Genomic DNA, 23635 nt, shown 5'->3' with positions numbered 1-23635 from the left:
GCCGTCTCTTGAGCTTTCCGTGCCGTGCGTGTGACCCCTCGTGTGCTTGATATTTGCGACGCGAGGAAGGTGAGGCGCGCATGGATCCGGTCGTGGTCGTCATATTGGCAGTGGCGGTTGTGGCTCTTGCCATGATGACGGCCGTGCTGGTCGTGTTGCTGCGTCGCATCGGAGGAGCCGGGCCGAAGGGCCTCACCCCGGAGCAGGAGGCCGAGGTTTCGGCCCAGTTGGAGGAGGCCAGGCGTGAGGCCGCCGGTATCCGGGCGAAGGCCCAGGACGACGCCGGAGAGCTGCTGCGCAGATCGGAGGCGGCGGTCGAGGCGGCGGCCGAGATGCGCAAGGAGGTCGAGGCCGAGGGCAAGGTGCTGAAATACGAGCTCAAGGAACTCCGGGCAGACCTCGAACGCAGGGAGAACCGGCTGGCCGAGCGGGAGGAGCGCCTCGACGATGAGGCCAGGCGCCAGGCCGACCGGGCCCGCAAGCTCGCCGAGACGGAGACCGAGCTGGCCGATCGCCGCGAGGATCTCGAACGGGTGGCCGAGGAGCGCAAGGCCATCCTGGAGCGCGTGTCCGGGCTCACCGGCGACCAGGCCAGAGCCGAACTGGTCCGGGAGATCGAGAACCAGGCCAAGCGCGAGGCCGCCCTGATCGTCAGGGAGATCGAGAGCGAGGCGCGCAAAGAGGGCGAGAAGCGCGCCACCAAGATCGTTACGCTGGCGGTCCAGCGGGTGGCCACCGAGCAGACCGCCGAGTCCGTCGTGAGCGTCCTGCACCTGCCGGGTGACGAGATGAAGGGGCGCATCATCGGCCGCGAGGGCCGTAACATCCGCGCCTTCGAGTCGACCACCGGAGTCAACCTGATCATCGATGACACGCCGGAAGCCGTGTTGCTGTCGTGCTTCGACCCGGTCCGTCGCGAGACCGCGCGGCTGACCCTGGAGAAACTCGTCCTCGACGGCCGCATCCATCCGCAGCGCATCGAGGAGGCCCACGAGCGCAGCAAGGCCGAGGTTCAGGAGCTGTGCGTGCGGGCGGGGGAGGACGCCCTGGTGGAGCTCGCCATCACCGACATGCACCCCGAGCTGGTCACCCTCCTCGGCCAGCTCCGCTACCGCACCTCCTACGGTCAGAACGTGCTCGGCCACCTCATCGAGTCCGCCCACATCGCCGGCATCATGGCAGCCGAGCTGCGGCTCGACACGACGCTGCTCAAGCGCTGCACGCTCCTGCACGACATCGGCAAGGCCCTCACCCACGAGGTCGAGGGCAGCCACGCGCTCATCGGCGCCGAGATCGCCAGGCGGTACGGCGAGCACGAGGACGTGGTCCACGCCATCGAGGCCCACCACAACGAGGTCGAGGTCAAGACCGTCGAGGCCGTCCTCACCCAGGCCGCCGACGCGATCAGCGGCGGCCGTCCGGGCGCACGCCGAGAGTCGCTGGAGGCCTATGTCAAGCGGCTGGAGCGTCTGGAGGAGATCGCCACCTCCTACGAGGGGGTCGAGAAGGTCTTCGCCATGCAGGCGGGCCGTGAGATCAGGGTCATGGTCAAGCCGGGCGCGGTCGACGACATCCAGGCTCAGGTGATCGCCCGCGACGTCGCCAAGCAGATCGAGGAGGAGCTCACCTACCCCGGTCAGATCCGCATCACGGTCGTCCGTGAGTCCCGGGCCACCGAGTTCGCCCGCTGACCGGCCCGGCACTCGAAAGGTCGTCCGCCGGACGGACACTCGTGCCGGGAGCGAGAAGCCGCGGCTGAGCGTTCAGACGTGGAAGATCTGCTGGTAGAAGGCCAGTTCGGTGGCCAGTGCCGCGCTGCGGGTCTCGGCGCGGCGGAAGCCGTGGGCCTCGCCCTCGAACGTGAGATAGGTACAGGGAATGCCGCGCTCGGCCAGAGCGTCGACGAAGGCCTGTGACTGCTCGGGGGGAACCACGGGGTCGGAGAGACCCTGCAGGAGCAGCATCGGGCAGCTCACCCCCGCCACCTGGCCGAGAGGCTCGCGTGAGGCGTACAGAACGGGATTTTCCGGACCGATCAGCCATTCGATGTAGCGCGACTCGAAGTCGTGGGTGGTCGCGCTGAACGTGGCGAGCGAGCTTATGCCGTAGTAGGAGACGCCCCCGGCGAACGCGTCGGACGTACAACAGGCCGCCATGACCGTCCAGCCGCCCGCGCTGCCGCCCCGGATCGCGATCCGCGCCGGGTCGGCCAGCCCCTCCGCGGCCAGCCATTCGGCCGTGGCGATCGAGTCCTCGACATCGACCACGCCCCACTGGCCGCGCAGCCGCTCGCGGTAGGCACGGCCGTAGCCGGTGGAACCGCCGTAGTTGACGTCGATCACCCCGATGCCCCTGCTGGTGAAGAACGCCTTCTCCAGGTCGAGCGCTCCGGCGCTGTGCCCGGTCGGCCCGCCGTGCACGAACACGACGTACGGCGGGGGGCCCTCGCCGCGTGCCAGGGGGTTGGACGGCGGATAGAGGAACGCGTGCACCTCGCGCCCGAACCGGCTCTCGAACTCCACGGTTCTGGAGAGCGGCAGGTAGGCGGTGTCGGGCAGTTCGTTGATATCCCTGCGCAGCTCCCGCGCGCTGCCGGTCACCGTGTCGACCCGGACGATCGAGCGGGACAGCGCTGGGCCGTACCCGATACCGACCAGGGCGTGCCCGTCGGTGGCCAGCACCGGATCCCAGCCGTCGTAGGGCACGTCCAGGTCGCTCAGCAGGCCGCTGTCCGGGTCGAAGACGCCCAGCCGCAGACCGCCCAGCCCATGCAGGACCGCGAGGCTGCCGTCGGCCATCGGCGCGTACGGTGTCGCACCGAGCTGCCACAGCGGGCCCGCGAACTCCTCCTCCATCGGGTAGAGCGCCCGGGTCGCGGTGCCGTATATCCCGACCAGGTAGAGATTCCACCAGCCCGACCAGTCGGAGATCGTGTAGAGGTGTCGCTCGTCACGCCACTGCGGGGCGAGCACCGACTCGGAGGTGCCCCCCTTGACCTTCCAGGAGGTGCCGTCGGCCAGCCGGCAGACCCGCAGCTCGGTGCCGTTCCACGGCATCTGGGGATGGTTCCAGCAGATGAAGGCCAGGTGCTCGCCGTCGGGGGAGATGGTGGGAGAGGCGTAGAAATCATGCCCGCTGATCCGTTCACGGGGCTCGACCTCACCGGAGAGAGGGATCGACACGATCGACCGGCTCACCTCGCCGTCGTCGTGCCGCTCCCTGACGCACCAGATCTGACCGTCGTGGACGAGGAGGTCCGCGTAACGCAGGGCGGCAGGGTGCTTGGGCTCGGGGGTGAGCGGCCGGGGCTCGCCGCCGGTGGGCAGCAGGTAGAGCCGCTGGTCTGTGAAGTTCGTGAACACCAGGCCCCCGCCGGGCAGCACCGCGTACGACCGCCCGCCGTACTCGTGGACCCTGGTCCTGGCGCTCCACGGCGCGCTCAGCAACTCGCGCCGTGTGCCGTCCGCGCTCTGGTGCACGATGGTGGTCCGCCCGCCCTCGGCGGGACGGTCTTCGGTCCACCAGACCTCCTCGCCGAGCACTGTCGGGAACCCGAGGCGCAGCCCGGAGCGGGCGACGTCGGAAGTGGAGATCGGCGAGGGCCAGGTGGCGTACGGCAGGATGGCCTGCTCGGGGGACATGGCGCAATCCTGCCCGATAACCCGCCCCGTGTCGCCGGTATCACGCTCGCGTCACCAGAGATATGCCGCCGAGGGGCGGCACGGGCCGCAGGATCGGGGGGAATGAGGGGGGTAGAGGTAGTTGATCCGACCTCTCCCACAGGCCGGGTTTCACCGCCGGTGGGACCCTCACCTGCCTCGGAGCGCCCGGCCACCCGGTCGGGGGCCCGGTATGGGAAGAGGGCGGCCACCGGATCCGGTGACCGCCCTCGACCGCTGTGGTTGCTAGGGCGCCGGATTTCCCAGGCCGCCCTCGACCGCGGTCGGTGAGTCGGGCCGGGCGATCGGCTGGGCCGCCGTCTTCCTGCTGCGACGGCTCCGCATCTCCAGCCAGGTGGCGACGGTGCCCACCAGCACGTTGATGATGATGTAGATGATCGCGATGACGATCACCGCGGGAATGATGTTGTTGAAGTTGGAGGGCAGCACGCGCGCCCCCGCGTTCAGCAGGTCCTCGAACGACACGATGAAGCCCAGGGCGGTGTCCTTCAGCAACACCACCAGCTGCGCGACGATCGCCGGCATCATCACGGTGACCGCCTGCGGCAGCAGGATCATCCGCATCACCTGACCGGGACGCAGGCCGACCGCCAGCGCGGCCTCCCGTTGTCCCCGGGGGATCGACAGGATGCCCGCCCGCACGATCTCCGCCAGCACCGAGCCGTTGTACAGGACCAGGCCGACGACCACCGCGGCGAACGGGGTCACGGTGAGCCCGAAGACCGCGCTCCCGCCGAACATCACCGCGAAGATCATGATCAGCAACGGGATCGCCCTGAAGAACTCGACCACCGCACCCGCCGCGAGGCGGATCCAGGCCCGTTCCGAGAGCCGGCCGATGCCGAAGACGAAGCCGAACGGCACTGCGATCACGGCGGCGACCGCGGCCGCGCTGAGCGTGTTCAGCAGGCCGGGCAGGATCAGGTTGAGCCACACGTCGCCGCGCAGGAACGGCGTCCACATCTCGGCGCTGAGCTGGTTCTTCTCGTCGAGCTTGGTCACCATCACGTACACCGCGAACAGCGCGGCGACGATGACCAGCACGGTGAGCACGTTGTTGCGGATCCTGGCCTTGGGGCCGGGAATGTCGTACAGGACGCTGACGCGCTCGGAGCTCTCGGCGCGCCCGCGCGCCGGGCGCCGGGCGGGCTCGGTGGTCACCGCGGTCATCGGACCACCGCCAGACGCTTGGCCAGCCAGCCGAACAGCAGTCCGGTCGGCAGGGTGAGGATCAGGAAGCCCAGCGCGAACCCGGCGAAGATCTGCACGACCGCGTCGCCGTGCGCCTCGAAGAGCGTCTTCATCGTCAGGGACGCCTCTCCGACCCCGATGGCGGCGGCGATCGTGGTGTTCTTGGTCAGCGCGATCAGGATGCTGCCCAGCGGGGCGATCACCGCGCGGAACGCCTGGGGCAGCACGATCAGCCTCAGGTTCTGGCCGAAGGTGAGCCCGATGGCGCGGGCCGCCTCGGCCTGGCCGACCGGCACCGTGTTGATCCCTGCCCTGATCGCCTCGCAGACGAACGCCGCGGTGTAGGCGGACAGGCCGATGATGGAGAGCCACATGTAGTTGGTGGACAAACTCGTGGAGAACGAGACATCCAGCACCAGTCCGAGGCCCAGCCCGCAGAACACGATCACCAGGGTCAGCGGGGTGTTCCGCAGCACGTTCACGTACGTCGTGCCGATTCCGCGCAGCACAGGTAACGGGCTGACCCGCATCCCCGCGAGGATCGTCCCGAGCACCAGCGCCACCAGCCCACTGGCGAGGGTCAGCCGGATCGTCAGCCAGAAAGCGTCCAGAATGACCGGGAATTCATCGAAGAGTGCCTGCACTCGTCCCTCCAGTGGTCACCGGCCGGGGCGTTCGCGCGCCCCGGCCGAGGTGTGACCGGTCAGTAGCGATCGACAGCCGGCGGGGTGGTGAAGAACTTCCCGAACTCACCGAAGTTGGCGTCGACGGCCTTCTTCCAGCTACCGTCCTTGAACATCTTCTCCACCGCCGCGTTGACCTTCTCGCGGGTCTCCTTGTCCTCCAGCTTCAGGCCGATGCCGTACTTCTCCTCGGAGAAGGGCTGGCCGACGAGGCGGAACTTGCCGGGGGACTGGGCGGCGAAGCCGGCCAGGATCGTCGCGTCCGTGGAGATCGCGTCAACCTGCTTGTTCTCCAGCAGGGGCAGGCAGGCACCGTAGCCCTGCTGCTCGGTGAGGAACTGGCTCTTCCACTCGTCGCCGAACTTCTCCACCAGGCGCGCGGGAGAGGACGAGCCCTGGGCGCCGCAGACCTTCTTGGTCTTGAGGTCCTCGACGCTGTTGATCGTGGTGTCGTCCGCCCGGGTCAGGATGTCCTGGCCGGTGACCAGGTACGGGCCGGCGAAGGAGACCTTCTTCTTGCGGTCGTCGGTGATCGAGTAGGTCGCGATCACCGCGTTGACCTGGCCCTGCTGGATGAAGGACTCGCGGTTGGCCGAGATGGCCTCCTTGAACTCAATCTTGTCGTCGGCGTAGCCGAGTTCCTTGGCGACATACCTGGCCACGTCGACGTCGAACCCCTTGAAGGAGCCGTCGGGCTGCTTCTGCCCGAGTCCGGGCTGGTCGACCTTGATACCCACGACGAACTTGTCGCTTCCACTGCCGCCGTCACCGCACGCGGTCAGGCCGGCCACCGCCGCGGCGGCTGCGATCACCACGGCTCCAATACGACGTACACGCATTCTTGCTACCTCGTCTTTCGTCAGGGTTGAGCAGAGCCGTCAGTGAGTGAGGATCTTGGAAAGGAAGTCCTTGGCCCGATCGGTCCGGGCGTTGGTGAAGAACTCCTCGGGGGTGTTCTCCTCCACGACCTGGCCCTCGGCCATGAAGACCACGCGGTCGGCCGCGCGGCGGGCGAAGCCCATCTCGTGGGTGACGACCATCATCGTCATGCCCTCCTGGGCAAGGCTGATCATGACGTCGAGCACCTCCTGGACCATCTCGGGGTCCAGCGCCGAGGTCGGCTCGTCGAACAGGATCATCTTGGGGTCCATGGCCAGGGCGCGGGCGATGGCCACGCGCTGCTGCTGGCCTCCGGAGAGCTGCGCGGGGTATTTCGACGCCTGCGCGCCGATGCCCACCCGCTCCAGCAGTTCCATGCCCCGCCGCTCGGCGTCGGCCTTGGCGATGCCGCGGACCTTGATCGGCCCGAGCGTGACGTTCTCCAGGATCGTCTTGTGGGCGAACAGGTTGAAGGACTGGAACACCATCCCGACCTCGGACCTGAGCTTGGCCAGAGCCTTGCCCTCGACGGCGAGCGGCTGGGAGTCGAAGGTGATCGTCCCCTGGTCGATCGCCTCCAGCCGGTTGATCGTCCGGCAGAGGGTCGACTTGCCGCCCCCCGAGGGGCCGATGACGACGAGGACCTCGCCACGGGAGATCGTCAGGTTGATGTCCCGAAGGACGTGCAGGCTGCCGAAGTGCTTGTTGACGCCTTCGAGCACCACCAGAGGAGTCTTGTCCCCGTTCTCCGTCATGGTGGATAACGTAATTCTGTAAAGGGCACCCCGTGCTAACCCTGCGGTACCGATCAGATCACGGCCTACCTACCTCCCGGCCATCAACACGGAGTGACCCGACCGTCACCCCGGGTCCGACGGGTTCCGGGCCGTACTCGAAGGTCCGGCGGAGCGCCTACCCTTGTCTTGAGATGACTGCCACCGTGGAGAGCGCCCGCACGTACGAGGTCCGTACCTATGGGTGCCAGATGAACGTGCACGACTCCGAGCGCCTGTCAGGCCTGCTGGAAGACGCCGGATACGTTCCGGCCGCCCAGGGGGAGACGGCCGACGTGGTCGTGTTCAACACCTGTGCCGTACGGGAGAACGCCGACAACAAGCTTTACGGCAATCTCGGGCACCTGCGCCCCTCGAAGATCGGCAATCCCGGCATGCAGATCGCCGTGGGCGGCTGCCTTGCGCAGAAGGACCAGGGAGAGATCGTCCGCAGGGCGCCCTGGGTGGACGTGGTGTTCGGCACCCACAACATCGGCTCGCTGCCGGTGCTGCTCGAGCGTGCCCGCGTCCAGCAGGAGGCCCAGGTCGAGATCAAGGAATCCCTGGAGACCTTCCCGAGCACGTTGCCGACCAAGCGTGAGTCCGCCTACGCCGCCTGGGTGTCGGTCTCCGTGGGCTGCAACAACACCTGCACGTTCTGTATCGTGCCCGCCCTGCGCGGCAAGGAGAAGGACCGTCGCCCCGGCGACGTGCTCAACGAGGTCCGCACCCTGGTCGACCAGGGCGTGCTGGAGATCACCCTCCTCGGCCAGAACGTCAACACCTACGGTGTGGAGTTCGGAGACAGGTTCGCCTTCGGCAAGCTGCTGCGGGCCTGCGGTGAGATCGAGGGGCTGGAGCGGGTCCGCTTCACCAGCCCGCACCCGGCGGCGTTCACCGACGACGTCATCGCGGCCATGGCCGAGACGCCCAATGTGATGCACCAGCTCCACATGCCGCTGCAGTCGGGCTCCGACCGGATCCTCAAGGCGATGCGCCGCTCCTACCGGGCCGAGCGCTACCTCGGCATCATCGAGCGGGTCCGCGCCGCCATGCCCGACGCGGCCATCTCCACGGACATCATCGTGGGCTTCCCCGGCGAGACCGAGGAGGACTTCCAGGGCACCCTCGACGTGGTGCGCGAGTCGCGGTTCGCCAACGCCTTCACCTTCCAGTACTCCATCAGGCCGGGCACCCCTGCCGCCACCATGGACCAGCAGATCCCCAAGGAGATCGTGCAGGAGCGCTACGAGCGACTCGTCGCCCTGCAGACCGAGATCTCCTGGGCGGAGAACAAGGAGCAGGTCGGCCGGACCCTCGACGTGCTGGTGGCCGAGGGCGAGGGCCGCAAGGACGAGGCGACCAGGCGCATGTCGGGGCGGGCCCCCGACAACCGCCTGGTGCACTTCACCCCGGGGGCGGAGGTCCCGCGCCCCGGCGACGTGGTGAGCGCCGAGGTCACCTACGCGGCGCCGCACCACCTGGTGGCCGACGGCCCCGCCCTGAGGCTCCGCCGTACCCGCGCGGGCGATGCCTGGGAGGCCCGCCAGGGCGCCCCGGCGGGCTCCGGCTCCGGTGTCATGCTCGGCATGCCCTCGATCGGCCGCCCGGCTCCGCTCCCGGACACCTCGGGCTGCTCCGTCTCCTGAGGTCCCGTCTCCTGAGGTCCCGCGCGAGGCTTCGGGTACGCCTCCGCTGAGATTTTTCCGGGTGGTTCCTCCCCGGGACGCCCCTTTCGAGGTGGCGGTCCCGGGGGTCGTACGCTCATGATCGAATAGTTGGAATCCCCTGCGGGAGCGGGGATTGCGGCGCCGTCACCTTCCCTGCCAGGACATATGCCGACGACGACGCCACGTGTCCTTTAAGAGACGATATTTCGTGATTCATTTGTGATTGGTGTGCGAGCATTTCCCCGCTGTGGCTACTGTGGTTCGGCACCCTTCGGAAACCGAGGAGGTTTCCCCCCCGAGAACCGCAGGGAGTTTTCCCCATGCCTGTCCCTCACTCTCCGGGCAATCCCGGAGAAACAGAGATCCTCGCCGGTCCCACCGGTGAGCCCGGCAAGCCACGCAGGTCACAGCGGAGGAGCGGCCCGGCCATAGCCGTCTTCTCCGTCCTCGCCGCCGCCATCCTGGGCGGAGGCGCCGTCTTCGCCTTCGTGAACGGCGACCAGAACGACCCTGGAGCGCCGCCGCCAAAGGCGCCGGAGAGTGCCCAGGAGGCCGCTCAGAACCCCGAGCCTGACCAGAACGCGCCGCAGGAGGAGAAGCAGAAGCCAGAGAAGGAGTCGGGCACCGCCTCCGGCGGCGATGACACCTCCACCGGAGACGCGGATACCGACGCGGGCGCGGGCGCGGGCACGGGCGCCGACCGGCCGAGCCGGAGCGAGTCGGGAGCCGATCCGGCCGCGGGGAAACCCGCGGCGGACAAGCCGTCCCCGCAACAGAGCGGTCCCCGGAAACCACAGGAGGTTCCGGACGACCCCCGCGCCGACGGCGCCACCGGCTACGTACACCCCCAGGGGCCGAGCGGCGGCTGACAGCCTTACCTCCTGCTCCTGAACGGCTTTCAGTCATGAGCGGGACGCCGGGGCGCGCCGAGAGAGTCACCGTGCCCCGGCGCTCTTTCCCGGGGGCGGCTCCCCGGGAGGACTCGGTTAGTCTGGCCGGGTGCTTGTCGCCGCGGCCGTGTGCCCGCATCCTCCGCTGCTGCTCCCCGAACTGGCCGGAGCGGCGGCTGTGGAACTCGACGATCTCCGGGCGGCCTGCGCGGCCGCGCTCGGCGCGTTGCGCGATGCCGACGCTGACGCGATCGTGGTGGTCGGTGGCGCGGACCGGACCGCCACGTACGGCGCGGACGCCGCGGGAGGCCTCGCTCCCTGGGGCGTCGACGTGCGAAGCGGCGAGGGGGAGCCCGTCCTGCCGCTGTCGCTGTCGGTCGGCCGCTGGCTCCTCGACCGGGAGCACCTGACCGCCTCGGCATTCCACGCGATCTCCTTCGACGCGCCCCCGGCGGAGTGCGCGGCCCTGGGCGAGCGGCTGGCGGCCACGGCCGATCGCGTGGCGATGCTCGTCATGGCCGACGGCTCGGCCTGCCTCACCGAGAAGTCCCCCGGTTATCTGGACTCGCGCGCCGAGCCGTACAACAGGGCGATCGCCCTGGCGCTGGCCCGCGCCGAGATCCCGCCGCTCGACCCCGGGGAGGCCGCCGAACTGTGGGTCGCCGGCCGTGCGGCCCTGCAGGTCCTGGGCGGCTGCGGCGGCACCCTGCGCGGAGAACTCCTCTATGACGACGCGCCCTACGGCGTCGGCTACTTCGCCGCCCGCTGGACGGAACGGACGGCCCCGCCGAGGGACTGACGCGTGAGATGGCAACGAACAGGTAGGCCGCAGTGGTCACGGCGACGGATGGGCGCCGTGCCCGAGGTGACGGGAGTACGAGGTCGATGGCGGGAACCGTGGCGTTCGGAAGTGTCGCGACGCAGCTGGGGGACATGGCCGTCGCGGTGACCGAGGAGGGTGTGGCGAGCGTGGGCTGGGGCGACCCGGTGGCGTTCAGGGCCCGTGCGCTTGAGCGGCTGAGGCTGGACGAGGTGGACGATCCCGGCAGGACGGCCGGGGTGGTCGCCGAGTTGGGCGACTACTACGCGGGCAGGCTGAAGGTCTTCGGCGTGCCGGTGGACTGGCGGTTGACCTCGCCGGTGCAGCGCAGGGTGCTCGGCACGCTGTACGAAACGGTGCCGTATGGCAAGGCGGTGACCTACGGAGAGCTGGCGGCCCGGAGCGGGACCGGCGTTCCGGCGCGGGCCATCGGGTCGATCATGGGAGCCAACCCGATCCCTGTCATCGTGCCGTGCCACCGGGTGGTCGCCGGAAACGGCCTCGGCGGGTTCAGCGGGGGCGAAGGCGTGGAGTCGAAGCGATGGCTGCTGACCCTGGAGGGCTATCTGCAGCCGACGCTCGATTGGGACTGACCGGGATCGGGATCCGCTCCGTCGTGCGGCCGGTGTCTAAGGGCCGTAGCGCGGAGGTGTGTCGGGCCGGCCGGTCTGACCGGGGTCGGGCGCGGCACCGCTCTGGTCGGCGCCCGGTGTGGTGCCCGGCTGATTGTCGATCTTGTCGGCCATCTCCCTGGCCTTCTGCGCGGCGCTGCTGATCTGCTGGTCGTGCTTCCCTCCGGTCTTCTCCCTGGCGATCTGCTCCGCCTTGTCGATGCCCTTCTTGACGAGCTCCTCGGTCTTGGCATCGCCGCCCAGCATGTTCTTGACCTTGTCGAAGATGGACATGATGTGTCCCCCAATCCCGATGCGCCGGATGCATCGCCTCTCCCCCATACCCAGCGAGTTGGCAGAATTACCTCCGTGCCTCAACTACCCGTCATAGCCGTCGTCGGCCCGACCGCCGCCGGAAAGTCCGATCTGGCCGTGGATCTCGCCCTCGAACTGGGGGGCGAGGTGATAAACACCGACTCGATGCAGCTTTACCAAGGTATGGACATCGGGACGGCGAAACTCTCCATGGGGGAGCGGCGGGGGGTTCCCCACCACCTGCTGGACGTCTGGGACGTGACCAGAACCGCCAGCGTGGCCGAGTACCAGTCGCTGGTCCGGCCGCTGATCGACAACCTGCGTGCCAAGGAGGTGGTGCCGATCCTGGTGGGCGGGTCCGGGCTGTACGTGCGGGCCGCCCTGGACGACCTGGAGTTCCCCGGTACCGACCCGCGGGTCCGTGCCCTGCTGGAGGCCGAGCTCGACCTGCACGGCCCCGCCCCGCTGTACGAGCGGCTCCGCGAGCGCGACCCCAAGGCGGCCGAGACGATCCTGCCGAGCAACGGCCGCAGGATCGTCCGCGCACTGGAGGTCATCGAGATCTCCGGGCGGCCGTTCTCGGCCACGATGCCGTCGTACGACGCCGTCTACGACAGCGTTCAGCTGGGGGTGGAGGTGCCGAGGGCGGTGCTGGACGCCCGGGTCGAGGCGCGGGTCGAGCGCATGTGGCGGGCCGGGCTGGTGGACGAGGTCAGGGAACTCGCCGCGCATGGGCTCGCCGGAGGCCGCACGGCCAGTCGCGCCCTCGGGTACGCGCAGGTGCTGCGCTTCCTCGGCGGTGAGTGCACCGAGGAGGAGGCGAAGGAGGAGACGGTACGGGCGACGCGCAGGTTCGTCCGCCGCCAGGAGTCGTGGTTCCGCCGCGACCCCCGGGTGATCTGGCTCCCCCAGCAGGAACCCGATCTGCTGGGACGGGCGCTCGCCGCGATCCGCGGCTGACCGCGCCGAACCGGCCTGACCCGCCGGCCGGCGATCCGGTGGTTCCCGGGCCGACGCGCCGCGGGATGGGCCGTTCCCCGAGGCGATGGGGCGGACGCGGGCCTGGATAGAGTTGGGGCATGCGATTCGCGAAGGGGCACGGCACCGAGAACGACTTCGTCATCCTTCCAGACCCGGACGGTGAGCTGGAGTTGCCCGCGACACTCGTGGCGGCGGTGTGCGACCGGCGCGCCGGGATCGGCGCGGACGGCGTGCTGCGGGTGACGCGGACGAAGCTCAGCCCGGAGGTGTCCGGCCAGGCCGGCGAGGCCGAGTGGTTCATGGACTACCGCAATGCCGACGGCGGCATCGCCGAGATGTGCGGCAACGGGGTGCGGGTCTTCGCCCGTTACCTGGTCGACGAGGGGCTCGCCGCGCCCGGGGAGTTCGGCGTCGCGACACGCGGGGGGGTCAGGCGCGTACGGCTGGCGGAGACGGGTGACGTGACCGTCGACATGGGCCCGCCCCGGGTGCTGGGGTCGAGCCGCGCGATCGTCGCGGGCCACGAGTACGAAGGCGTCCACGTCGACATGGGAAACCCCCACCTGGCCTGCGTCATCGGCGACCCGGTGGCCCAGCTCGACCTGAGCCACCAGCCCGCGTTCGACCCCGAGGTGTTCCCCTCCGGAGTCAACATCGAGTTGCTCAATCCGGTGGGTCCGCGCCGGGTCGTCATGCGGGTCTTCGAGCGCGGGTCCGGTGAGACGCGCTCCTGCGGCACCGGCGCGGTCGCCTCGGCCGTGGCAGCCGCGCGACTGGCCGGGGAGACCACTGGCACCTGGGCGGTCGAGGTGCTCGGCGGCACCGTCACCGTCACCCTGGACGAGCGGACCAGCTATCTGGCGGGGCCCGCCGTCCTGGTCGCGTCCGGTGAGATCACGCTCTGACCCGCGCGGCACCGTCGCGGATGCGCCGGACCCGGCGAGGTCACCCCGAACGGGACGAGCGGGTCTTTCGCCACCCGTGCGGCACCGTCGCGGGTACGCCGGGGCCGGTGCGGTCACGCGCCAAGCCGTGCGGGTGGGAGCCGTGACGCCGTCCCTCCGGACCCTGCGGGATCGCCAAGTCGTTTGGGGCATGCTTCCCGACCTGGCAGACTGACGTCTCATGGACGTGGACATCTGGGCCTGGGTGGGCGACACCCAGCGGCAACTGCACGAAGCAGGTAACACCGGTCTGGCTATGGCGATCGGAGATGTGCCCGCGCAGGCGCTGGAAGGCCGATACGCGCAGCTCGACGTGCTCGCGCCCGCGATCGCGCAGCAGGCGGAGAACCTGCAGATGCCCTGGCTGGAGTTCTACGCCCGCTACTGGCATCTGATCGGCCGTATCGGCGACCGCGCGCAGGGGGCGGTCGCGATCGCCGACGCCGAGGCGCTGGTCGAGTTCACCAGGCGCGAGGACGTCCGCGAATGCCCGGCCGCACCCGGTGCGGTCGTGGCGCTGGCCCTCGCCCAGGCGAACGCCGACGGCCCCGGTTACGCCGCCGAGCGGCTGGCCGCGCTCTCGGCACTGGAGGTCGAGCCCGACTCGCTGGCCTTCGCCTCCGTCGCCGAGCACTATGTCGCGGCGCTCCTCGACGCGGGGCGCGTGGAGGAGGCCGTCTCCCACGCCGAGACCGCGGTGGCGGCGCTGGGCGGCGCGGGCCGCGAGGCGAGCTGGGAGCTGGGGGCGGCCTCGGCCCGCGCGCTGTTCGCCGCGGGCCGCACCGAGGACGCGCTCACCGCGCTCGACGCCGCGGCCGATTTCAAGCCGGACGACCCGGTGGCCAAGGAATATCGCGAGGGAGTGCTCCGTGCGCTCGTGCTCGCGACCCTCGACCGCGTGCAGGAGTCCGTCGACGCCCTGCCCGATCTCGACGTGGTCGGCGAGCACCCCCGAGCCTGGGTCGAGTGGTCGTACGCCATTCGCGCGCTCGCCGGATCGGCGCAGATCACCAACACCTGGCAGCTGGGCCGGGTGCTCAAGCAGTGGATCGACTACTTCGCGATGATGGGCGGCTACCGCGCCCGGGTCGAGCTGGCGCTCGTCGCCGGGCAACTGGCGGTCGCCCGTCAGGGAATCTGGCAGGCGCGTCTCCTGGCCGACCTGGCGGAGTCGGCGGCGGGAGAGCTCAGGAACTCAGGTGACGTCGCCGAGCGGATCGCCGCACTGCGCGCCGCCATCGACGAGGCCACCGCGCTTCCTGCCCCGGTCACCGAGGACGAGCTGGTCGGCTCCTTCGACGCCGCCGACGGCTTCAACGCCGACCCGGAGCGCTGGGTGGGCTGGCTGGCCCCGCTGTCCGGCCGCGACGTGGAGGCCACCCGGCGCCACACCACCACGCTGGGCTTCCTCGGCTACCCGGCGAAGGGCGCCGACATCTACTGGACCCTGCTGGTCGAGTCCGGCGACATCGAGAACGCCGACCCGCAGGACTCCGCCTACCTCAGCAGCCTGCTGATCGAGGCCCGTCAGGACGAGCGTCTGGAGCAGATGGCCGAGCGGCTGCCCGCCGCGCAGCGCCACATGGCCCTGGGGCGCCTGCACACCGCGCGGGAGCGCTGGGAGCAGGCGGCGGCCGAGGGAGAGGCGGCGGTCGCCGCCGGCGGCGGTATCGACGCGGCCAGGCTGTGGTCGGCCGCGGTGCAGCAGCTCGGCGACAACGCCAAGGGGGCGGGCATCCTGCGCGATCTCCTCGACTCCGAGGAGATCGAGCATCAGGACCTGTGGAGGATGGTCGTCATGGCGACGGCCGCCGAGGACTGGGAGACCGTCCGTCTGGGCGCCGCCAGGATCGGGATTCCGCTGCAGTCGAGCGAGGGACCGATCGAGGAGGAGATGGGCCTGGTGCGCATCATCCTCCCCGCCCCCGACGGCAGCCAGCGTCAGGTCCTGAGCGTGCGCACGGGCCCCGCGACGGCGCGCCTGGCCATTCCCCAGCCTCCCGGCATGGAGTACAACGCCGGTGACCTGGTCGTCTTCGAGCCGCAGTTGCTGGAGCCGATTCCGGAGGACGCCGAGGAGCAGGAGAAGTTCGTCCCGCCCTTCGCCGCGGTGAGCATGCTCCGCCCCGGTGGTTACACCAGCTGGTTCTTCGACGGTGCCGCGCCCAGCCAGGCCGACTGGACGGAGTTCAACGAGGTCATGGCCGAGCGCGGCTGGCCGATGTGGGTCTACAGCGACGACAACTACACCGTGACCCACCCGACCACGGGTGAGCCGCTGCCCGGCGTGTTCGGCTGGATCGCGGTCCCGCCGGACATCAGCCCGGTCGAGGTCGACGCGCTCCTGGACGACGCCACCGAGCGCTGGGTGCACCCGCTAGCCTGGCTCGATCTGGCCAAGGCCGTCGATGTCGAGGTGGAGCGGCACGAGCGGATCACCAAGGAGTACGGCCTGTAGGGCGGGTCGCCACGGGCCGCGCCCGAAGCCCGCGGCGCCGCTCGGAGCCCTTGAGCCCGGAACACCGCACCGCCCGTGAGGAAGCCCCTCACGGGCGGTGCTTTTCTTGGTCATTAGAATCTAGTTCGGCATGCGGGTTGGAGTGGGGAGGATCAGATGCTGGACCGATTCCGGCTGGACGGCAAGGTCGCGATCGTCACCGGGGCGTCCTCGGGGCTCGGCGTCGCGTTCGCCAGGGGCCTGGCCGAGGCGGGTGCGGACATCGTGATCGGCGCTCGCAGGAAGGACCGTCTTGAGGAGACCCGCGCCCTGGTCGAGGAGACCGGCAGGCGATGCGTGGCCCTCGTCACCGACGTGGCCAAGCCCGAGGACTGCCAGGCCCTGGCCGAAGCCGCGGTCGGCGAACTGGGTGCGGTGGACATCCTGATCAACAATGCGGGGACGGGCACCGCGGTCCCGGCGCTGAGGGAGACGCCCGAGCAGTTCCGGCAGGTGGTGGAGGTCAACCTGTACGGCACCTACTGGATGGCGCAGGCCTGCGCCAGGGTCATGAAGCCCGGCTCCTCGATCGTCAATATCGGCAGCATCCTGGGCGAGACGACCGCCGGGCTGCCGCAGGCCGCTTACAGTGCTTCCAAGGCGGGGGTCGTCGGTCTCACCCGTGACCTCGCCCAGCAGTGGACGGGACGTCGCGGCATCCGGGTCAACTGCGTCGAGCCGGGTTTCTTCGCCTCGGAGATGACCGATCAGTACGCGGAGGGCTACCTGGCCTGGCAGCTTGAGCACCGGGTGCTGATGAAGCGCTCCGGAGATCCGGCCGAACTCGTCGCGGCGGCGATCTTTCTCGCCTCGGACGCCGCCTCGTACGTCACCGGTGCGGTGATCCCGGTCGACGGCGGGATCCTGATCACCTGACCTGGGCGGTCGCGGAGACCTTCTCCCCGAGGCCCGGACGGGCGGGCACGCGGGGAGAAGAAAGGGGTGGCGGGGTCAGTAGCGCCAGTCGACGGCGTCGACGCTGTCGTTGGTCTCGGGTGGCTCTTCGAAGGAGTGGCCGGGATACAGCGTGCGCTCCTCGCCCTCGTAGTCGATCAGCAGGACGTAGTAGCCGGTGTTGTTGATCCATGACGAGACGTTGTTCGCGGCGGTGGAGGAGCCGCCCACGCCGCCCGGCATCGGCACGTTGTTCAGATCGGTCGGGTAACCCGCGGGGATGCTGTATCCCGGTCCGTTGAAGCCGTAGTCGCGGTAGAGACAGAGGCTGTTGAAGGGGCAGCTCGCGTTCTCCGCGAGCTGGACCACCCTCGGCGGCAGGTCGGCGGCCTGCTGAGCGGCTGCCGCGGTGGAGCCGTTGGAGGCCAGGAGCAGGGCGGCCGCGGTGGTGAACAGTCCTGTCGCGGTCCGTGCGAGGTGGGGATGACGCGATGAGATCTTACCCATGCGAATCCTCTTCGTGGTTGTTTGCTCACCCATTGTGAGCGCTCTTGGCCATTAGAGCATCGTTACTTTAGGTAGTCGATAGTCGCGTTGAGTAAAAATCCCGAGGCGTGCTTCCGGGAGGACGGTGTTCGCAATGCATTTGTGCAGGTCAGATGTGAGACATGATTAAGGTGCGGATTGACACACCGAAAAGCCTCCCGACCTCCCACAGACTGCTTGAGGCTTTTAGGATTGAAGGAGGTATCTGGAATAATTTGCCGCTTCAGAGGTAGTGAACGCGCGGGAGAGGTGGCATAGTGCGGGCTGCGCTGGCACGAGGGATGGTCATCGCGACGATCGCGTTCACGGTGGTGGGCTGCGGTCCGATTCCGGGCGATCTGGGCGACGGTACGAAGTCCTCCGGCGGCGGGCAGTCCGCGTCCGAGGCACTTCAGGATTTGAAGAAGCTTGAGGTCAAGGGCCGCGCCCCGATGACCGGCTTTGACCGTGACGAATTCGGACCCGCGTGGTCGGACGTCGACAAGAACGGCTGCGACACCCGCAACGACATTCTCATCCGCGACCTGAAGGATGAGACTTTCAAGGCGGGCGGCAAGGACTGCATTGTGCAGTCCGGCGTTCTCGACGACCCCTACAGCGGTAAGACCATCAAGTTCGAGCGTGGGACACGGACCAGTTCGGCGGTGCAGATCGACCACGTGGTCGCGCTCGCCGATGCCTGGCAGAAGGGTGCCCAGGGGTGGACCAAGACCAAGCGCAAGGAGCTGGCCAACGACCCGCTGAACCTGCTGGCCGTCGACGGGCCGTTGAACAGTCAGAAGGGCGCCGGTGACGCGGCGACCTGGCTGCCGCCGCGTCAGGCCTACCGGTGCCCCTACGTCGAGCGCCAGATCAAGGTGAAGGTCAAGTACGGCCTGTGGGTGACGCCCGCGGAGAAGGACGCCATGCAGGCCGTACTCAAGGCCTGCTGATCAGTCGTCGTACTCGCGCTTCAACTTGATGATCTTTCCTGTCCTCGCCGACACGTAGACGTCGTACTCCCAGGCGCCCTTGCGCAGCTCGATCTTCCAGGCGCGCTGTCCGTGCTCCCACTCGCGCTCGACCTTGGTCACCCGCGCGCCGGGGACGCGCTTCTTGGCGATCTGTACGGCCTTGCGGGAGGAGATGTCCGCCGCGGTCGTGTCGGCGGCGGCGGTGGCGGTGATCGCCGTGCTGTCCGTCTGGTGCGCGGCGAGGGCGACGCCGCCCCCAGCGGTCAGCAGGGCGGCGGTCGCGAGGGTTCCGACGGTGATTCTGGTGATTCGCTTCATGGGTCAAGATTCGCGGAGATTCTGATAGGGGCATGCTAAGAGATCGTTAAGCGAGGGAAGCCGGTTTTGGATCTCACCTCTGGGCGGGCCGGACCGGACTTCCCGGCTGTCAGGGCAGTGTCACCCGAACTGTCACCCGAACACGGCCCGTCATCCGGCCGGACGCCCGTGCAGGACCCGGCGCTCGTTCACGACGAGCCCCGGGAAAGGAGGAACGCCGCCGCGGCAACCCGCTGAGCCGCTCCGGCGGAGGCCGAGGACCCTCAGGACGTGACGGCGGGCAGGAACAGGACCACGCCCGCCCCACCCGCGGCAGAGGTCCGCAGGGACAGCGAGCCGCCCGCCGACTCGGCGGTGCGGCGGGCGATGTCGAGGCCGAGGCCGGTCGATCCGGCTCCGCTCTCACCGCGCTGCAGCGGGTCGGAGGTGGCGAAGCCGGAGCCGGCGTCGGCGATGGTCAGCAGCGCGCCGCCCTCGGCCGGCTCCAACCGTACGGAGAACGAGACCCCCTCGGGCGTGTGCGCGAACACGTTGCCGAGCAGCGCGTCCACGCAGGCGGCCAGCTCGTCCGCGGGGATGGCGACCGGCAACGGGCCGGGAGCCAGATCGAGGGTGAAGTGCCGTGCCTGATCCTCGGCGAGCACCGACCAGAACGCGACCCGGGCCGCGGTCACCGCCGCCGCGTCGCACTCGGCCCGGTCCCGCACCCGCCGTCTGGCCTCGTTGATCACCGAGGTGACGGCGCGTTCCAGGGCGTCCACCCGGGCCTCGACCCTGGCCGACTCCTCCGGGTCGGTCAGGGACTCGGCCTCCAGCCTCAGCCCGGTCAGCGGGGTGCGCAGCCGGTGTGACAGGTCGGCGGCGCTCTCCCGCTCCTCCGCCAGCAGGCCGGTGATGCGCTCGGCCAGGTGGTTGAGGGCGAGGCCGACCGCGTGCACCTCGACGGGGCCGTCGGGCACGGTTCTGGCGGACAGGTCGCCCGCGGCGAGCCGGTGCGAGACCCCCGCCAGCGCGGTGATCGGCCTGATCACCGCTCTGGCCAGCCGGTCGCCGACCAGTACGCCCAGCCCGACCAGGGCCAGGCCGAGCGCCGCCAGCCCGGCCCAGACCTGGGGCACCCCCCTGGTCAGCCGGTCGTCGTCCAGGAACACCCGGACCACCGCGGTGCCCCCGGGCGCCCCCTGGACCGAGACGAGGATCTCCCTTCCGCCGGGGACGGCGGCGGTGACACTGCGACCGAGGAAGGCCAGTTCCACGGCGGTGGAGCGTGGGGCCGGGGCACCGATCAGCCGGCCGTCGGAGAGGAAGACGGTGACCGGGTGCGATGTCTGTTCCGTGGTGAGCCGCAGGGTCTCGGCGTCCACGGCGCCGACCGCGACGGCCACCGACTCGGCCTCGCTCTCGGCCTCGCTGACCGCCCCGCTCACCGCCACCGTGCGGACCAGGAGCGCCAGCGGAACCATCAGTGCGATCAGTACCAGGGAGGTGGTCGCCGCGACCAGCAGGGTCAGCCAGCGCCTCATGCCGGGGCGGCCAGTCGCACGCCGACGCCCCGGACGGTCTGCAGGTAGCGGGGCTCCTGGGAGGTCTCGCCCAGCTTGCGGCGGAGCCACGACAGGTGGACGTCCACGGTCTTGTCGGCGCCGCCGTAGGGGATCTGCCAGACGTGGGTGAGCAGCTCCCGCTTGGTGACCACCTCGCCGGGGCGGGCGGCCAGGTAGTGGAGCAGGTCGAACTCCCTGGGACTCAGATCCAGCGGCGTCCCGTCCAGGGTCGCCTCCCGGGTACGCGGGTCGATCCGCAGGCCCCCGACGGTGACCGAGCTGTCGGCGCGGTTCTCGCCGGCCACCCGCCGGAGCACCGCCCGGATCCGGGCGTCGAGCTGGGTCGCGCTGAACGGCTTGACCACGTAGTCGTCGGCGCCCGCGTCCAGCAACCTGACCATCTCCGCGTCCCCGTCCCGCGCGGTCGCCACGATCACCGGGACCCGGCTCACCGCCCGGAGCATCCGAAGGAGGTCCAGCCCGTCCATGTCGGGCAGGCCGAGATCGAGTACCACCAGGTCGGGGCGTTCCTCAACGGCCAGCCGGAGGCCGTCGAGAGCGGTGGGAGCGGACGACACGGCGTGACCGCGGTCGCGCAGGCCCCGGGTGAGGGAGGTGCGGATCGCGGCGTCGTCCTCGATGAGCAGTACGTTCGACATTTGCCGCCACGTTAGCCTCCTTCCGCACCAGGTCAAAAGCGGGTTATCGGCCCCTTAACCTTGCCTTATCGTTTCAGGTGGCACAGTGAACGCATGCGCAAGCGTCTTCCCCTGGTCGTAGCCGGATGGCTGGTCACCGGACTCCTCGCGACCGGAGTGGGGGTGGCGGTGATCGACCGCGTCAGCGAGCCGCTGACGACCGCCGGGCTGCGGCCTCTCTCCGCGGCCGAGGTCGACGAGGCTCTCGTCCTCGCCTCGTCGCTCCCCGGCGCTCCCTCCACCACTCCGACGGCGGTCGGCGGGGCCGGGAACACCCCGAGCCCCGCCCCGACGGCTCCCGCCACACCCGTCGCGGACACCGGCAAGAGCCGGGTGATCGCCACGACGGGCGGGAGGGTCATCGCCCGATGTGAGAACGGCCTGGTCACGCTCCGATCCTGGAGCCCGGCCCAGGGTTTCCAGGTCGACGACGTCGAGCGCGGACCCGACGGCCGGGCCCGTGTCGAGTTCGAGTCGGAGGAGACCGAGGTCAAGGTCGAGGTCCACTGCTCGGCCGACGGACTGCCCGTCCACCGCGTCCACACCTGATCGACCGAGTCGCAGAGCCTCCCGCCTCGCGAAGAGTCCTGCCTCCACCGGGTGTCGAGTCGCCGGTGGATCCGGCAGCGGTCGCCTCCCGCCATACCCGCTCGTGGGGACGAGCGGCTCACACCGTGCCGTCCGCCCGGGTGGGCGTGGCCGGGCCCAGTTCGGCGCCGAAGTCGCGCGCGATCCTGCGCATCCCCTCGGTGAGGTCCCGCCGATCGAGCGCGGAGATCCGCTCGGCGGGCCCGGAGACCGACAGCGCGGCGACGGTCCGCGCCCCGTCGTGTACGCCCACCGCCAGGCAGTGCACGCCGATCTCCTCCTCGCCCAGGTCCATCGCGTACCCGTGCTCGCGTACCCGCTCAAGCTCGGTGAGCATCCCCTGCAGGTCGGTGATCGTGTTGGCGGTCCGCCGGGGCATGCCGGTGCGCTTGACCAGCGACGCCACCTCGGTGTCCGGACGGTCGGCCATCAGCACCTTTCCCACCGCCGTGCTGTGCGGCAGCACCCGCTTGCCGACCTCGGCGAACATCCGCAGCCGCCGCGGCGAGAGCGCCTGGGCGACGTAGACCACGAAGTCCCCCTCCAGCACCGCCAGATTGGCCGTCTCGCCCCACAACTCGACCATCTTCGTCAGGTGGGGCTGCGCCCATACGCCGACCATGCGCTCGGCCACCCCGCCGAGCCGTACCAGCGCGCCGCCCAGGGCGTAGCGGCGGTCGGACTCCTGGCGCACGTAGCCCCGCGCGAGCAGGGTGCGCAGCAGCCGGTGGATCGTCCCGTAGGGCAGGCCGGTGCTGGCCGCGATCTCGGAGAGCCCCGCCTCCCCGCCCTGCTCGGCCAGCGCCTCCAGCACGTCCAGTGCCCGGTCGACCGACTGCACAGCGCTCATGTGACCTCCTCGCCGGGCGACCCCGGATTTCTCCCTGCCCGGTGGCCGCCGGACGGCTCGTTCACGGCACCTCCGTGAGCCCGCGCAGCGAGGCGTCGAGGACCTGGGCGGTGTGCGCCACGGGGATGGGCGCCTCCCCCCGGCGGCGGATCGCCGAGGCGATCTGCATGGTGCAGCCGGGGTTGGCCGAGACCAGCAGGTCGGCGCCGGTGGCCAGCACCCGCTCCGCCTTACGGTCACCGAGATCCCTGGCGGCCTGGGGCTGGAACAGGTTATAGGTTCCTGCGGAGCCGCAGCAGATCGCCGACTCGGCGATCTCCCTCAGCACCAGGCCGGGCACGCCTTCCAGGAGCCTGCGAGGCTCGGACCTTATCCCCTGCGCGTGGGCCAGGTGGCAGGCGTCGTGGTAGGCCACGGTGAGCGGCAACGGGTGCCGTTCGGCCACAGGTCCGAGCGCGACGAGATACTCGGCCAGGTCGACGACTCTGATCGCCCGTGCCCTGTCGGCCCACTCGCCTCCCTCGGCTTCGAGGATCTCGGCGTAGTCCTTCATCGTCGATCCGCAGCCGGCGGCGTTGACCACGATCGTGTCGACGCCCGCCCGCTCGAAGGTGGAGATCGTCCGTTTCGCGAACCGCAGGGCCTGCCTCTCCTGGCCCGAGTGCAGTGACAACGCCCCGCAGCAGCCCTGCGACGGCGGGATCACCACGTCGCAGCCCTCCATCGCGAGCACCCGGGCCGTGGCCGCGTTCACCTGCGGGAAGAACTCGCCCTGCACGCAACCGGTGAGCATCCCGACCGTCGCCCTGCGCGGCCCCCGCGCCGGGAGCATGCGCGGCAACCCCTCCCTGGCGGTGGCCGGGGGAGCGAGATCGGCCATCGCGGCCAGGGACGGGTTGATCCGCTCCAGCCTCGGGGCGATAGCGCGGCGCAATCCGGCACTGAGCCGCAGCGGCAGCCGCATCGCCCGTAGTCGCCGGGGGTAGGGGAACAGCTGGAAGACCAGCGCCCGCAGCGCCCGGTCGTCAGGCTTGCGTACGTGCACCTGCTCCACCTCGGCGCGGGTCTGCTCGATCAGGCGGTCGTATCTCACCCCGGACGGGCAGGCGGACACGCACGCCATGCAGCCCAGGCACGCGTCGAAGTGCCCGGCCATCTCAGGGGTCAGCGGTGTGCCCTCGACGTGCTGTTTCATCAGGTGGATCCGGCCGCGCGGGGAGTCCATCTCCTCGCCCCACAGCACGTATGTGGGGCATGAGGGCAGGCAGAAGCCGCAGTGCACACAGTCATCGATCAGCTTCGGGTCCATG

General features: G+C 69.9%; 23 protein-coding genes. 11 read left to right on the top strand and 12 right to left on the bottom strand.

Annotation, left to right across the window (positions count from 1 at the left end):
• Positions 1-80 precede the first annotated feature (80 nt).
• Positions 81-1691: a ribonuclease Y gene (rny, locus tag IG98_RS0100830; protein WP_030904089.1), complete on the top strand. Its 1611-nt coding sequence runs from the start codon at positions 81-83 to the stop codon at positions 1689-1691.
• 72 nt (positions 1692-1763) lie between these two features.
• Here rny and IG98_RS0100825 read toward each other — a convergent pair whose 3' ends face one another.
• The 5 genes from IG98_RS0100825 to IG98_RS0100805 form a co-directional block, all read right to left on the bottom strand.
• Positions 1764-3641: a S9 family peptidase gene (locus IG98_RS0100825; protein WP_030904087.1), complete on the bottom strand. Its 1878-nt coding sequence runs from the start codon at positions 3639-3641 to the stop codon at positions 1764-1766.
• Positions 3642-3905: 264 nt separating this feature from the next.
• Positions 3906-4850, bottom strand: coding sequence for an amino acid ABC transporter permease (locus tag IG98_RS0100820; RefSeq protein WP_051751309.1), 945 nt, complete (start codon positions 4848-4850; stop codon positions 3906-3908).
• Positions 4847-5515 (bottom strand): amino acid ABC transporter permease, encoded by a 669-nt coding sequence (locus IG98_RS0100815; RefSeq protein WP_030904083.1) that lies wholly within the window; start codon positions 5513-5515, stop codon positions 4847-4849. Before IG98_RS0100815 ends, IG98_RS0100820 begins: the two co-directional genes overlap by 4 nt.
• Before the next feature lie 59 nt (positions 5516-5574).
• A complete protein-coding gene (locus IG98_RS0100810) occupies positions 5575-6393 on the bottom strand; it encodes a glutamate ABC transporter substrate-binding protein (RefSeq protein ID WP_030904081.1) in 819 nt (272 codons plus the stop codon).
• Between the two features lie 39 nt (positions 6394-6432).
• Positions 6433-7188: an amino acid ABC transporter ATP-binding protein gene (locus tag IG98_RS0100805; RefSeq protein WP_030904079.1), complete on the bottom strand. Its 756-nt coding sequence runs from the start codon at positions 7186-7188 to the stop codon at positions 6433-6435.
• A gap of 173 nt (positions 7189-7361) precedes the next feature.
• Between IG98_RS0100805 and miaB the strand changes: the two genes are divergently transcribed.
• From miaB to IG98_RS0100785, 4 genes are all read left to right on the top strand, one after another.
• Positions 7362-8855, top strand: coding sequence for a tRNA (N6-isopentenyl adenosine(37)-C2)-methylthiotransferase MiaB (gene miaB / locus IG98_RS0100800; protein ID WP_030904077.1), 1494 nt, complete (start codon positions 7362-7364; stop codon positions 8853-8855).
• 341 nt (positions 8856-9196) lie between these two features.
• Positions 9197-9745, top strand: a complete 549-nt coding sequence (locus tag IG98_RS0100795) for a hypothetical protein (protein WP_030904075.1) — start codon at positions 9197-9199, stop codon at positions 9743-9745.
• 130 nt (positions 9746-9875) lie between these two features.
• Positions 9876-10565 (top strand): class III extradiol ring-cleavage dioxygenase family protein, encoded by a 690-nt coding sequence (locus IG98_RS0100790; RefSeq protein WP_030904073.1) that lies wholly within the window; start codon positions 9876-9878, stop codon positions 10563-10565.
• 98 nt (positions 10566-10663) lie between these two features.
• Positions 10664-11179 carry a methylated-DNA--[protein]-cysteine S-methyltransferase gene (locus IG98_RS0100785; protein WP_245651352.1) on the top strand — a complete coding sequence of 172 codons (516 nt, stop codon included), beginning with the start codon at positions 10664-10666 and terminating at the stop codon, positions 11177-11179.
• 36 nt (positions 11180-11215) lie between these two features.
• Here the strand turns inward: IG98_RS0100785 and IG98_RS44380 are convergent, their stop codons facing one another.
• Positions 11216-11491 (bottom strand): antitoxin, encoded by a 276-nt coding sequence (locus IG98_RS44380; RefSeq protein ID WP_037969092.1) that lies wholly within the window; start codon positions 11489-11491, stop codon positions 11216-11218.
• Positions 11492-11566: 75 nt separating this feature from the next.
• Between IG98_RS44380 and miaA the strand changes: the two genes are divergently transcribed.
• The 4 genes from miaA to IG98_RS0100760 all read left to right on the top strand — a co-directional run bounded on the left by miaA (position 11567) and on the right by IG98_RS0100760 (position 16810).
• On the top strand, positions 11567-12472 hold the full coding sequence (gene miaA, locus IG98_RS0100775) for a tRNA (adenosine(37)-N6)-dimethylallyltransferase MiaA (RefSeq protein WP_030904069.1): 906 nt from the start codon (positions 11567-11569) through the stop codon (positions 12470-12472).
• Positions 12473-12591: 119 nt separating this feature from the next.
• Entirely contained in the window at positions 12592-13398 is an 807-nt protein-coding gene (gene dapF, locus IG98_RS0100770) for a diaminopimelate epimerase (RefSeq protein ID WP_030904067.1), read from the top strand.
• A 220-nt stretch (positions 13399-13618) separates the two neighbouring features.
• Positions 13619-15895 (top strand): tetratricopeptide repeat protein, encoded by a 2277-nt coding sequence (locus IG98_RS0100765; protein ID WP_030904065.1) that lies wholly within the window; start codon positions 13619-13621, stop codon positions 15893-15895.
• Positions 15896-16051: 156 nt separating this feature from the next.
• Entirely contained in the window at positions 16052-16810 is a 759-nt protein-coding gene (locus tag IG98_RS0100760) for an SDR family NAD(P)-dependent oxidoreductase (protein WP_030904063.1), read from the top strand.
• 75 nt (positions 16811-16885) lie between these two features.
• On the opposite strand, the gene IG98_RS44375 is transcribed toward IG98_RS0100760, so the two are convergent.
• A complete protein-coding gene (locus IG98_RS44375; RefSeq protein ID WP_037969091.1) occupies positions 16886-17335 on the bottom strand; it encodes a peptidase inhibitor family I36 protein in 450 nt (149 codons plus the stop codon).
• A 296-nt stretch (positions 17336-17631) separates the two neighbouring features.
• Here IG98_RS44375 and IG98_RS0100750 point away from each other — a divergent pair, with 296 nt between their 5' ends.
• Positions 17632-18306, top strand: coding sequence for an HNH endonuclease family protein (locus IG98_RS0100750; protein ID WP_245651351.1), 675 nt, complete (start codon positions 17632-17634; stop codon positions 18304-18306).
• Here the strand turns inward: IG98_RS0100750 and IG98_RS0100745 are convergent, their stop codons facing one another.
• The 3 genes from IG98_RS0100745 to IG98_RS0100735 form a co-directional block, all read right to left on the bottom strand.
• Complete coding sequence (locus IG98_RS0100745) at positions 18307-18645, bottom strand: PepSY domain-containing protein (protein ID WP_051751307.1); 339 nt, start codon at positions 18643-18645, stop codon at positions 18307-18309.
• A 263-nt stretch (positions 18646-18908) separates the two neighbouring features.
• Positions 18909-20168: a sensor histidine kinase gene (locus IG98_RS0100740; RefSeq protein WP_030904057.1), complete on the bottom strand. Its 1260-nt coding sequence runs from the start codon at positions 20166-20168 to the stop codon at positions 18909-18911.
• A complete protein-coding gene (locus tag IG98_RS0100735; RefSeq protein ID WP_030904055.1) occupies positions 20165-20848 on the bottom strand; it encodes a response regulator transcription factor in 684 nt (227 codons plus the stop codon). Before IG98_RS0100735 ends, IG98_RS0100740 begins: the two co-directional genes overlap by 4 nt.
• 93 nt (positions 20849-20941) lie before the next feature.
• On the opposite strand from IG98_RS0100735, the gene IG98_RS44370 reads away from it, so the two are divergent.
• Complete coding sequence (locus IG98_RS44370; protein WP_051751305.1) at positions 20942-21436, top strand: hypothetical protein; 495 nt, start codon at positions 20942-20944, stop codon at positions 21434-21436.
• A gap of 118 nt (positions 21437-21554) precedes the next feature.
• On the opposite strand, the gene IG98_RS0100725 is transcribed toward IG98_RS44370, so the two are convergent.
• Positions 21555-22325 carry an IclR family transcriptional regulator gene (locus IG98_RS0100725; RefSeq protein WP_037969090.1) on the bottom strand — a complete coding sequence of 257 codons (771 nt, stop codon included), beginning with the start codon at positions 22323-22325 and terminating at the stop codon, positions 21555-21557.
• Between the two features lie 61 nt (positions 22326-22386).
• The gene (locus IG98_RS0100720; RefSeq protein WP_030904049.1) at positions 22387-23634 is read right to left on the bottom strand and encodes a (Fe-S)-binding protein; all 1248 of its coding nucleotides are present in this window, start codon (positions 23632-23634) and stop codon (positions 22387-22389) included.
• Between the last annotated feature and the right edge of the window lies 1 nt (position 23635).

This window comes from Streptosporangium amethystogenes (genome assembly GCF_000721075.1).
Lineage (GTDB): Bacteria > Actinomycetota > Actinomycetes > Streptosporangiales > Streptosporangiaceae > Streptosporangium > Streptosporangium amethystogenes.
Note: the sequence above shows the minus strand (reverse complement) of the source record. Positions and strands in the feature narration are given on the sequence as shown.

Excerpts from the sequence above, each read along its gene's own strand:
- IG98_RS0100765 (WP_030904065.1), top strand. The coding sequence starts at position 13,619 with ATGGACGTGGACATCTGGGCCTGGGTGGGCGACACCCAGCGGCAACTG.
- IG98_RS0100745 (WP_051751307.1), bottom strand. The coding sequence starts at position 18,645 with ATGAAGCGAATCACCAGAATCACCGTCGGAACCCTCGCGACCGCCGCC.
- IG98_RS0100760 (WP_030904063.1), top strand. The coding sequence starts at position 16,052 with ATGCTGGACCGATTCCGGCTGGACGGCAAGGTCGCGATCGTCACCGGG.
- IG98_RS0100740 (WP_030904057.1), bottom strand. The coding sequence starts at position 20,168 with ATGAGGCGCTGGCTGACCCTGCTGGTCGCGGCGACCACCTCCCTGGTA.
- IG98_RS0100795 (WP_030904075.1), top strand. The coding sequence starts at position 9,197 with ATGCCTGTCCCTCACTCTCCGGGCAATCCCGGAGAAACAGAGATCCTC.
- IG98_RS0100805 (WP_030904079.1), bottom strand. The coding sequence starts at position 7,188 with ATGACGGAGAACGGGGACAAGACTCCTCTGGTGGTGCTCGAAGGCGTC.
- IG98_RS0100735 (WP_030904055.1), bottom strand. The coding sequence starts at position 20,848 with ATGTCGAACGTACTGCTCATCGAGGACGACGCCGCGATCCGCACCTCC.
- IG98_RS44370 (WP_051751305.1), top strand. The coding sequence starts at position 20,942 with ATGCGCAAGCGTCTTCCCCTGGTCGTAGCCGGATGGCTGGTCACCGGA.
- miaB (WP_030904077.1), top strand. The coding sequence starts at position 7,362 with ATGACTGCCACCGTGGAGAGCGCCCGCACGTACGAGGTCCGTACCTAT.
- IG98_RS0100720 (WP_030904049.1), bottom strand. The coding sequence starts at position 23,634 with ATGGACCCGAAGCTGATCGATGACTGTGTGCACTGCGGCTTCTGCCTG.
- IG98_RS44375 (WP_037969091.1), bottom strand. The coding sequence starts at position 17,335 with ATGGGTAAGATCTCATCGCGTCATCCCCACCTCGCACGGACCGCGACA.
- rny (WP_030904089.1), top strand. The coding sequence starts at position 81 with ATGGATCCGGTCGTGGTCGTCATATTGGCAGTGGCGGTTGTGGCTCTT.
- IG98_RS44380 (WP_037969092.1), bottom strand. The coding sequence starts at position 11,491 with ATGTCCATCTTCGACAAGGTCAAGAACATGCTGGGCGGCGATGCCAAG.
- IG98_RS0100725 (WP_037969090.1), bottom strand. The coding sequence starts at position 22,325 with ATGAGCGCTGTGCAGTCGGTCGACCGGGCACTGGACGTGCTGGAGGCG.
- IG98_RS0100820 (WP_051751309.1), bottom strand. The coding sequence starts at position 4,850 with ATGACCGCGGTGACCACCGAGCCCGCCCGGCGCCCGGCGCGCGGGCGC.
- dapF (WP_030904067.1), top strand. The coding sequence starts at position 12,592 with ATGCGATTCGCGAAGGGGCACGGCACCGAGAACGACTTCGTCATCCTT.
- IG98_RS0100810 (WP_030904081.1), bottom strand. The coding sequence starts at position 6,393 with ATGCGTGTACGTCGTATTGGAGCCGTGGTGATCGCAGCCGCCGCGGCG.
- IG98_RS0100825 (WP_030904087.1), bottom strand. The coding sequence starts at position 3,641 with ATGTCCCCCGAGCAGGCCATCCTGCCGTACGCCACCTGGCCCTCGCCG.